Annotated in this window: 11 protein-coding genes; 5 read left to right on the top strand and 6 right to left on the bottom strand. The window is 73.4% G+C overall.

Annotated features, from left to right (window positions below):
• The first annotated feature begins 14 nt into the window (after positions 1–14).
• Complete coding sequence (locus LQ222_RS23390) at positions 15–734, top strand: lysozyme inhibitor LprI family protein (RefSeq protein ID WP_230169286.1); 720 nt, start codon at positions 15–17, stop codon at positions 732–734.
• Positions 735–849: 115 nt separating this feature from the next.
• Here LQ222_RS23390 and LQ222_RS23395 read toward each other — a convergent pair whose 3' ends face one another.
• From LQ222_RS23395 to LQ222_RS23410, 4 genes are read right to left on the bottom strand one after another with little or no spacing between them, the layout of a single operon-like run.
• Positions 850–1,188 carry a DUF6285 domain-containing protein gene (locus LQ222_RS23395; RefSeq protein ID WP_230169287.1) on the bottom strand — a complete coding sequence of 113 codons (339 nt, stop codon included), beginning with the start codon at positions 1,186–1,188 and terminating at the stop codon, positions 850–852.
• Complete coding sequence (locus LQ222_RS23400) at positions 1,178–2,155, bottom strand: phosphotransferase family protein (protein WP_230169288.1); 978 nt, start codon at positions 2,153–2,155, stop codon at positions 1,178–1,180. The genes LQ222_RS23395 and LQ222_RS23400 overlap by 11 nt, the downstream gene beginning before the upstream one ends.
• Positions 2,148–3,359 carry an acyl-CoA dehydrogenase family protein gene (locus LQ222_RS23405; RefSeq protein WP_230169289.1) on the bottom strand — a complete coding sequence of 404 codons (1,212 nt, stop codon included), beginning with the start codon at positions 3,357–3,359 and terminating at the stop codon, positions 2,148–2,150. The genes LQ222_RS23400 and LQ222_RS23405 overlap by 8 nt, the downstream gene beginning before the upstream one ends.
• 11 nt (positions 3,360–3,370) lie before the next feature.
• Entirely contained in the window at positions 3,371–4,138 is a 768-nt protein-coding gene (locus LQ222_RS23410; protein ID WP_230169290.1) for an SDR family NAD(P)-dependent oxidoreductase, read from the bottom strand.
• An 88-nt stretch (positions 4,139–4,226) separates the two neighbouring features.
• Between LQ222_RS23410 and LQ222_RS23415 the strand changes: the two genes are divergently transcribed.
• The 4 genes from LQ222_RS23415 to LQ222_RS23430 all read left to right on the top strand — a co-directional run bounded on the left by LQ222_RS23415 (position 4,227) and on the right by LQ222_RS23430 (position 7,668).
• The gene (locus tag LQ222_RS23415; protein WP_230169291.1) at positions 4,227–4,970 is read left to right on the top strand and encodes an SDR family NAD(P)-dependent oxidoreductase; all 744 of its coding nucleotides are present in this window, start codon (positions 4,227–4,229) and stop codon (positions 4,968–4,970) included.
• Between the two features lie 57 nt (positions 4,971–5,027).
• Positions 5,028–5,336, top strand: coding sequence for a cytochrome c (locus LQ222_RS23420; protein WP_230169292.1), 309 nt, complete (start codon positions 5,028–5,030; stop codon positions 5,334–5,336).
• 68 nt (positions 5,337–5,404) lie between these two features.
• Complete coding sequence (locus LQ222_RS23425) at positions 5,405–6,466, top strand: D-isomer specific 2-hydroxyacid dehydrogenase family protein (protein WP_230169293.1); 1,062 nt, start codon at positions 5,405–5,407, stop codon at positions 6,464–6,466.
• 47 nt (positions 6,467–6,513) lie between these two features.
• Complete coding sequence (locus tag LQ222_RS23430; RefSeq protein ID WP_230169294.1) at positions 6,514–7,668, top strand: MFS transporter; 1,155 nt, start codon at positions 6,514–6,516, stop codon at positions 7,666–7,668.
• A gap of 199 nt (positions 7,669–7,867) precedes the next feature.
• Here the strand turns inward: LQ222_RS23430 and LQ222_RS23435 are convergent, their stop codons facing one another.
• Positions 7,868–8,632, bottom strand: coding sequence for a M35 family metallopeptidase (locus LQ222_RS23435; RefSeq protein ID WP_230169295.1), 765 nt, complete (start codon positions 8,630–8,632; stop codon positions 7,868–7,870).
• A gap of 124 nt (positions 8,633–8,756) precedes the next feature.
• Positions 8,757–9,567, bottom strand: an 811-nt coding sequence (locus LQ222_RS23440; protein WP_253074023.1) for a M35 family metallo-endopeptidase, incomplete at its 5' end; no start/stop codon positions are given.

Genomic DNA, 9,567 nt, shown 5'->3' on the forward strand with positions numbered 1-9,567 from the left:
CTGGCGTTGCCGCCATGAAACGCATCCTGGTCGCCCCCCTGGTCCTGCTGCCGCTGCCCGTGCTGGCGCAGCCGTCCTTCGACTGCCGCCAGGCCCGCGCCTGGGACGAACGGCAGATCTGCGCCCAGGCCGACCTGGCCGAGCTCGACCGCCGCATCGCCGCCGCCTGGCGCGCGATCATCGACCGCGCGACGCCCGAACAACGCGCCCGGCTGCAAGCCGAACAGCGCGCCTGGCTGGCTGAGCGCCGCGCCTGCGAATCGCCGGTGGTGCGGGACGCGCAGTCCTGCGTCCGCCGCGCCATGCGGGCCCGTGCGCGCGACCTGGAGGCGGCAGTGACCGGAGGCGGCGCGGGCACGGGCAGTTCCGGGGCGGTGGCCGAACCCGCCAAGCCGCCGCCCGCCGCGGTGCCGGCGCCGACCGGCCTGGTCGCGGTGACCTGCCCGTCCAGCAGCGGCTGGGCTGCGCCGCGCATCTGCGCCACGCCGGGCATGCGGGAGCTCGACGCCGCGGTGGTACGCGACGCGGTCGCGGCGCGTGCCCGCCTCGCGAGCCAGCCGGCCGCCCTGACCGATCTGGAGGCGGTGCTGGCGCGCTACGTCGCGGAACGCGAGGCCTGCGGGCGCACGCCGGGCCGCGTGCCGATCGACTGCCTGCAGGAAACCATGGAGGAGGCGCGCGCCGAGCTCCGCCGCCGCATAACCCCCGCCGCGCCGGCCGCGCGCGGCGGCTGACCTGCGCGCTTCCATGGCGCACGGCGCATGGCTGTCCACGGGTCAGCGCCGATCGTGACCGCGCCAGGCGGCGACAGCGCGGCCGGGATCCCCCGGCTGCGCGGCGGTCCGCAGGTCATCGTCGCGCGATCGCCCTCGGCGTGCTGACCGCGCAGCGCGCGCGCGTGATGTCATCGAGCAGCGTGGCGGCGGCGGCATGGCCAGGCGTGCCGGGGTCGTGCGCGCCGGCGCGGATGGCGGCGGCGAAGGCGCGCGGATCGCCACCCATGCGCGCCAGCGCCGCGGCATCCCGGGCGGTGTCCTGCGCCGCTTCGCGCGCCGCGATCGCCATGGCATTCGCCACCATGCGCGCGGCGAAGGCCTTCTCCGCCGGCAGTGCCGGCAGCAGGTCGTTCAGCAGGACGTCGCGCGCGGTGGCCAGCAGGTCGGCCGCGCCGGGTTCTTCACGCAGCATCGCGCGCCTCCACCATCCGCAGGATCTCCCATTCCAGGCCGGGCACCATGTGGCCGGTCAGGGCGAGTTCGAGGTTGCGCTCGACGCCCGAGACGTGGCGTTCCGCCTGGTCCACCGCGATCGAGGCCCAGCGGATATGCGCGGCCAGTTCCCACCAGCGCACGCGGGCATCGTCGACCGCGCCGTAGCCGTCGTACAGCGCGGCGCGCGGGCCGATGCCGCCGGCCTCCTGCGCGTCATTGCCGAAGCGCCAGCACTTCGCGCAGAGCCAACCGAGGTCCGCATGCGGGTCCGACCACAGCGCGAATTCCCAGTCGAGCACGGCGGTGACGCCGGCCTCGTCCAGCATGATGTTGCCGGTGCGGAAGTCGTTGTGGACCAGAACGGGCGGAACGGGCGGCGGCACGGTGCGCTCCAGGTGCCGCAGGCCCCATTCCAGCACGGGGCGTGGATGGCGCTGGCGGTCGAGCGCCGCGCGCTGGTCGGCGATGAAGGCGCGGCAGGGGTCGGCGGGCGGCGAGCCGAGGAAGGCGAGGTCCGCGCGCGGCGGCGTGATGGCATGGATGCGCGCCAACTCGTGCCCCAGCGCGCGCACGCAGGCGTCGCGCCCACCGGCCAGCGTGTCGCTGCGCACCACGCGATGGCCGGCCGCGGTGCCGGCGACACGCCGCATGACGAAGAACGGCGCGCCGAGCACGCTGGCGTCCTCGCACAGGTAGAGCGGCTCGGGCACCGTCACGCCGGCGGCGAAGGCCGCGCGCAACAGCGCGTATTCCTGCGCGCGCCCATGGCTGACGGCGAGCGTCGCGGCATTGTCCGTGCGCAGCACCCAGGCGCGGCCGCCGCTGACATCCAGCGCCCAGTTCTGCTGGATGGCGCCACCCGACAGCAGCGCCGCGCCTTCGATGACCAGCGCCGCATCGCCGGTCGCATCGCGCAGCCAGGCTGTCAGCCGCGCCTCATCCATGCCCGGCCTGGCCCCAGCGGAAGAAGCCGTCGCCTTCGCTGCGCAGGATGTTCGCCAGCACCATGCGATGCACCTCGGACGCGCCATCCACCAGCCGCGCCTGGCGCGCGTAGCGGTAGATCCATTCGATGACGGTGTCCTTGGAATAGCCGCGCGCACCCAGCAGCTGCAGCGCGGTGTCCACCGACTTGTGCAGCGCGTCGGCGACCACGATCTTCGCCATCGAGACCTCCTTGCGCGCAAAGGATCCCTGGTCGAGCGCCCAGGCGGCGCGCATGGTCAGCAGGCGGCCGATCTCGATCTCCATTGCCGCCTGGCCGACCAGGCCCTGCACGCTTTCGCGGTCGATCAGCTTCATGCCGAAGCTGTCGCGGTTCTTGATGCGCTCCATGGCGATCTCGAGCGACCGCCGCGCCAGGCCGGTCCAGCGCATGCAATGCGTCAGCCGCGCCACGCCAAGCCGCCACTGCGTCAGCTTCAGCCCGTCGCCGACATTCAGCAGGCGCTGGTCGTCCGGGATCTCCAGCCCGTCGAAGGCGAGTTCGCAATGCCCGCCATGTTCTTCCGGCCCCATGATCGGGATGCGGCGGACGATGCTCCAGCCCGGCGTGTCGGCATCGAACAGGAAGGCGGTCAGGCCCTTGCGCTCGTCGTCGGATGTGCGCGCGATGATGATGAAGATCTTCGCGTTGCCGGCGCCGGTGATGTAGTGCTTGCGCCCGGTGATGCGCCAGCGGTCGTTGCCGACGCGCTCGGCCTTCGTATAGGTCAGGCCGGGGTCGGAGCCGCAGCCATCCGGTTCGGTCATGGCGAAGGCGGACTGCACCGCGCCGTCGACGATGGGCTGCAGCCAGCGTTCCTTCATCGCCTCCGGCAGCACCTGGTCGAGGATCATCATGTTGCCGTCATCGGGTGCGGCGGAATTGAACACCACGGGGCCGAAGATGGAGCGGTTCATTTCCTCGTAGCAGGCGGCCATGCCGATGCGCGGCAATTCCATGCCGCCCAGGCGGCGCGGCATCTGCAAGGCCCAGAGCCCTTCCGCCTTCGCCGCGCGGCGCATGTCGGCCAGCACATGCGGGGCGATGTTGTCGTGCTCGTCGTAGTTCGCGCGGTCGGCTTCCAGCGGGATCAGCCGGTCATCGACGAAGCGGCGGATGCGGAGGCGGACCTCCTCGATCTCGGGCGGCAGCACGAAGTCCATGGGGTTCGTTCCTACAGGGCGTTGACCGAATGCCCGCCATCCACCGTGACCGTCGCACCCGTCATGTGCGCGCCGGCGGCGGAAGCGAGCAGCAGCAGCGGCCCGGTCAGGTCCTCGGGCGACCCCAGGCGACGCTGCGGAATGCGCTTGACCATCGCCTGGCCGGGTTCCGAGGCGAAGTAGTCGCGGTTGATGTCCGTGGCGACGTATCCGGGCGCGATCGCATTCACGCGGATGCCGAAGCGCGCCAGTTCCACCGCCATCTGGCGCGTCAGGTGCAGCAGCCCGGCCTTGGCGGCGGTATAGCCCGCCACGCCCGGGATGATCCGTTCGCCCAGCACGGATGCGATGTTGATGATCGACCCCGGCTGCTTCGCCGCGGCCAGGCGCCTTGCGGCCTCCTGCCCGACCAGGAAGCAGCCGCGCAGGTTCACCGCCATCACGCCGTCCCAGTCCTCCGCGCCCTGCTGCAGCAGCGGCTTCGTCACCGCGATGCCGGCATTGTTCACCAGGATGTCGCAGGGGCCGCCGAGCGCGGCCTCGGCCACGTCGAAGGCGGCGCGGATGCTGGCCGGGTCGGTCACATCCAGCGGCACGGCGGCGGCCCGCGCGCCGAGTTCCGCCGCCAGCGCGGCGGTCGCATCGACGCGTCGCGCCGCCAGCGCCACCTGCGCCCCCGCGCCATGCAGCACGCGCGCGAAATGCGCGCCCAGCACGCCCGAGGCGCCCGTCACGACGGCGCGTCGCCCTTCCAGCGAGAACAGCCCGGCCAGATCCATGCGTCCCTCTCCCGAACCCAGGCGTGCCACCCGTTGCGCCACCCCGCAAGCCCCGCGATGCTGCGGCGCGACACAGGAGCAAGACCGCATGACCGTCAGGACCGCGCTGGTGACCGGCGCGCAGCAGGGAATCGGCGCGGCAGCGGCGCGCGCGCTGGCGATGGCCGGGCATGACGTGGCGATCAACTGGCTGGACGACCAGGCCGCCGCGGAGGCCGTCGCCGCCGATGTGCGCGCCGCCGGGCGCCGCGCCGTGCTGCTGCAGGGCAGCGTCGGCACCGCGACCGAATGCGCCGCGCTGGTGCAGGGCGCGATCGACGCGCTCGGCCGGATCGACGTGCTGGTGAACAATGCGGGCATCTTCCCGCGCGTCGAATTCCTCGACATGACGGAAGCCGAATGGGACCGAGTGCTCGACGTCAACCTGAAGGGCAGCGCCTTCTGCGCGCAGGCGGCGGCGCGGCACATGGTGGCCGCCGGCATCCAGGGCGTGATCCTGAACCTGTCCTCCTCCTCGGTGCGTGGGGCGGTGCTGGGGGTGCATTATTCGGCGACCAAGACCGGGATCATCGGCATCACGCGGTCGATGGCGCTGGCCCTCGCGCCGCACGGCATCCGGGTGAACGCCATCGCCCCTGGCCTGACCGACACGGCGCAGCCGCGCCATGGCAATACCGATGCGGAGCTGGCGGAGATGGCGAAGGCGCTGCCTCTCGGCCGCATGGGCCGGCCGGAGGAGATCGCGGGGCTGATGACCTACCTGGCTTCCGACGCGGCGGCGTGGATCACCGGCCAAGTCTATCACATCAATGGCGGCGTCTATTTGGCCTGACGCAAGGCGCCGGTCGGATCGGCGCGGCACGCTGGCGCCGCAACCCCGGAGGCGGCGATGCGATACCTGGTGCTGTTCTGCATGTTGGCCGCGCCGGCGCTGGCCCAGCCGGAGCCCGGCGATGCCCAGGCCGGCCGCGGGCTGGCGGCGAACTGGTGCGCCCATTGCCACCGCATCGCGCCCGGCGGGCCGGGGCCGGCGACCGACGCGGCCGCCGCCTTCACGGCCATCGCCGCGATGCCGTCCACCACATCGATGTCGCTGCGCGTTTTCCTGCAGACCCCGCACGCCGGCATGCCGAACTACCACCTGACGCGAGAGCAGCGCGACGACCTGGTCGCATACCTGCTGTCGCTGCGGCGCTGAGCGGGCGGTCTGGCGCACCCTGGCATCCCGCGCTACGCAACGCGGAGCATCCTTGGGGGGAAATGCGCGTGTCCAATGATCGCTTCCGCATCGGCTACCTGATCAAGGTGCCGCACCAGTCCTTCCTGGACACCGCGGCGAAGGACCCGGCGCTGGAGCTGGTCCGCCTGACCCTTGACGATGGCGAGGACGCCGCGCTGAAGATCCTGGAGACCTGCCAGGGCTACTACGTGCGCGCCTCGCGCGATGAATTGCCCAAGCCGTTCCATGTGAACGACACGCTGCTGGGCCGCCTGCCGAACCTGCTGATGGCGGGCTCCCAGGGGGCGGGCTACGACACCATCGAACCGGCCGCCTGCACGCGCGCCGGCGTGCTGCTGGTCAACCAGGCGGGCGGCAATGCCGAGGCGGTTGCCGAACACGCGGTGGGCATGATGCTGGCGCTGCTGAAGCGCTTCCCCGAATGCCACGCCGCGATGCGCGAGGGCCGTGCCCAGCGGCGCGAGGAATTCATGGGCCGCAACCTGCTCGGCAAGACCGTGGGGCTGATCGGCATCGGCAATGTCGGCACGCGCACCGCGGCCATCCTGCATGCCGCCTTCCAGTGCCGCGTGCTGGCCTATGACCCGTATGTCGATGCCGCGACCGTGGCCGACCGCGGCGCGGAGAAGTTCGATGACCTCAAGGCGATGCTGGCGGCATGCGACATCGTCTCGATCCATTGCCCGCTGACGTCGGAAAGCCGCGCCATGATGGCGGCCGACGGCTTCGCCGCGATGAAGCCGGGCGCGGTCCTGGTCACCACCGCGCGCGGGTCGATCCATGACGAAGGCGCGCTGCTGGCGGCGCTGAACAGCGGGCACATCGCCGCCGCCGGCCTCGATGTGTGGCAACAGGAGCCGCCGCCGGCCGACCACCCGCTGCTGTCGCACCCCGCCGTCATCTGCACCCAGCACACCGCGGGCGTGACGCATGAAAGCCGCGCGATGATCACGCGCATCGCGGCCGAGGCCTTCTCCGCCTTCGCCGCCGGGCGCTTCCCGCCGCGCATCATCAACCCGGAGGTCAAGGCGCGCGTCGCGGAACGCTACCGCGCGGCGCTCGGGCGCGACATCACGGACCACGCGTGACCTGATCCGGCTTCACGCGGCGCGGCAGGCGCGGGAGGATGGCCGCCATGGCCGCTTCCCGCCCACTGACCGTCGCCGTGCTGGGCACGACGCAGACCCTGTCCTGGGCCTCGTCCTACTACATCCCCGCCATCCTGGCGGCGCCGATCGCGGCGGAGTTCGGCGTCTCCCGCGCCACCATCTTCGGCGTGTTCTCCGGCGCGCTGCTGCTGACCGCCTTCCTGGGGCCGATGGCGGGCCGCGCGATCGACACGCGCGGCGGGCGCGATGTGCTGGCGGTGTCGAACATCGTCTTCGCGCTGGGGCTGCTGCTGATGGGGCTGTCGCCCGGGCCGCTGGTGTTCGCCCTGGCCTGGGCGCTGATGGGCGTGGCCATGGCGATGGGCCTGTATGACGCCGCCTTCGCCACGCTGGCCGGGCTGTATGGCAAGGACGCACGCAGCAGCATCACCGGCATCACGCTGATCGCCGGCTTCGCCAGCACGGTGGGCTGGCCGACCACGGCGCTGATGGAGGCCGAATGGGGCTGGCGCGGGGCCTGCCTGGGCTGGGCGGCGCTGCACATCGTGGTCGGCCTGCCGCTGAACCGCCTGCTGGTGCCGCGCACGCCGCCGCCCGAGAAAGCCGCCGCCGCGCAGGGCGAAGCCGGGCCGCCGCCGCGCGGGCGCGACATGGCGCTGATCGCCTTCGTGCTGGCCACGGCGGGGTTCAGCGCGGCGGCGCTGGGGGCGCATCTGCCGGGGCTGTTGCAGGCGGCCGGCGCCACCGTGGTGGCGGCGGTCGCGGCGGGTGCGCTGCTCGGCCCGGCGCAGGTGGCGGCGCGCATCCTGGAATTCACCTTCCTGCGGAAGATCTCGCCGCTGGTCTCGGCGCGCATCGCGGCATCGCTGCATCCCATCGCGGTGGTGGTGCTGCTGGCAGGTGGCGCGCCGATGGCGGCGGTCTTCGTGCTGATCCATGGCGCCGGGAACGGCATGCTGACCATCACGCGCGGCACGCTGCCGCTCGCGCTGTTCGGCGCCGCGGGCTACGGGCAACGGCAGGGGCTGATCACCGCCCCGGCACGCGCGGCGCAGGCGCTGGCGCCCTTCGGCTTCGGGCTGCTGGTGGATGCGGTGGGGGCGCAGGCGCTGTGGCTGACCGCGGGGCTCGGCGCGGTGGCGGTGGCGGCGCTGTTCGCGTTGCGCATGCCGGCGCGCTGAGCCATCGGTGCGCCGCTGGGAACGGCTCCCGCGCGGATCGGGCGCGCGGGGTCGCGGCGCCCGAGGCGCCGCCGCGTTGTGCGGCTTTCGTGCCTGGGTGACCGGTTTTCGCTGCGGCGGCACGGCGTGGTGGCGAATGGGGCGCGCGGCCCGGTGCAGCCAATGTCCTGCCGCGGCCTGCCTTCCCTGGGCGCCGAGGCTATTGCGGCAGCGTCTCGACGAAATACTCGTAGTTGTCGGCGTTCTCCGCGGCGCGTGCGGCATTGTCCTTGGCCAGGGCCAGCGCCCCGGTCGGGCGGTAGGCGTGGTCGCGCGTATTCGCCGCCAGGTGGGAGGCCTCGTGGATCAGGATGCCCCAGCGGCTGTCGGTGCCCTCCATGCGGGCGCGGAAGAAGGGCGGGCAGAGGCCCAGCACCAGGTCGCGTTCCCGCGCATAGGCGAAGCGCCCGCCCGGGCAGCCCGGCGGGTCGTTGCAGCGGATCTCCACGCCCGTCATGTCGTCCAGCCGCGCCGCGGTGGCTTCGAGCGTGATGCGGATGGTCTTGCGCGGCGCGGTGCCGAACCAGCGGCGGATATGCGGGTGGTCGGGTTCGTCGCGCACCAGGCGGATGGCGTCGCGGATGCGGCTGCGCGCCATGGCCAGCGCGTCGTCGATCATCGGCTGGTGGTGCTCGGCGGAACAGGCGGGGCCGGGGATGTCGGCGGGGCCCAGTTCCAAGGGCGGCGGCTTGGTGGTCGGCGCCTCGACCACCAGCACCTGGCGGTTGGGCTCCAGGGGCGGGGGCTTGGCGGTCGGCAGGTCCGTCGCGATGCGGTCGAGCGGCGGCGGCTTGCCGGTGGGCGCCTCCACCGGGGCCGCGACCGGGGGCGGCGGCGCATCCGGCCCCTGCGCGGGCGCCGGCACGGCGAGCAGCCAGAACGCCGCCGCGAGCAGCCACAGGCGGCGGTGGGGACGGATCGGCAAGGCGCTGGGTATCACTGGCGGACCCAAGCACGCCGCCCGGCATGGCGCCAGACGCAACGGCGCGTCCCGACCGCCCTGCGCCCTGCCCGCCGACTGCCGCGCGCCCGCGCCCGGGCCGGGCCGGTCAGCGCCCGGGCAGGGTCTCGACAAACAGCATGAAGTTGTCTGCATTCTCCGCCGCCCGCGCGCCGTTCTCGCGCGCCAGGGCCAGGCTGGCGGCGCGGCCATAGACATGGTCCCGGGTCTCGGCGGCGAAATGCGTCGCCTCATGCACCAGGATGCCCCAGCGCGTGCCGGTGCCGGTCATGCCGGCGCGGAAGAAGGGCGGGCAGACGCCCAGGACCTGCCCTTCATCGACCCGGTAGCTGACGGCGGGCCGGCCCTGCGCGTCGAGCAGCGTGCGCGACATGGTGCGCGCATAGGCCGCCACCTGGCCCGTGCACCGTGCCGGGTCGTTGCACTGGAATTCCACGCCGGCCGTGCTGGCCAGCCGCGTGGCGGTGCGCTGCAGCACCAGCTGCACCAGCCCGGGCGGCGCGGTGCCGAACCACAGCCGGACATGCGGATGGTCGGGCCGTTCCTGCAGCAGGCGGATGGCGACGGCGATGCGGGCGCGCGCCTCGACCAGCGCGGCATTCACGATCGTGACCTGCTGCGTGGTGCAGGGGGCGGCGGCCGCGTTCGGCAGCGCCCCGGCGGGCGGCGCGCCGGGCTGCACCGGCGACAGGATCCGCGGCAGCGCCGCCGCCGCCGGGGCGGGTTCGTCGGTGGGCGAGATCACCCGCGGCAGCCCCCGCCCCTGCGCCGGCGGATCGAGCGGCGAGATCACCTGCGGCAGGCGGCGGGGCGCGGGCTCGGGCGGCGGCTTGGCGGATGGCGCCTGCGCCAGCGCCGGCCCGGCCGCCAGCAGCATCGCCGCGACCAGCGCCCGGCGC

It is taken from the genome of Roseomonas sp. CECT 9278, from assembly GCF_918698155.1.
In the GTDB taxonomy this organism is placed as follows: domain Bacteria; phylum Pseudomonadota; class Alphaproteobacteria; order Acetobacterales; family Acetobacteraceae; genus Neoroseomonas.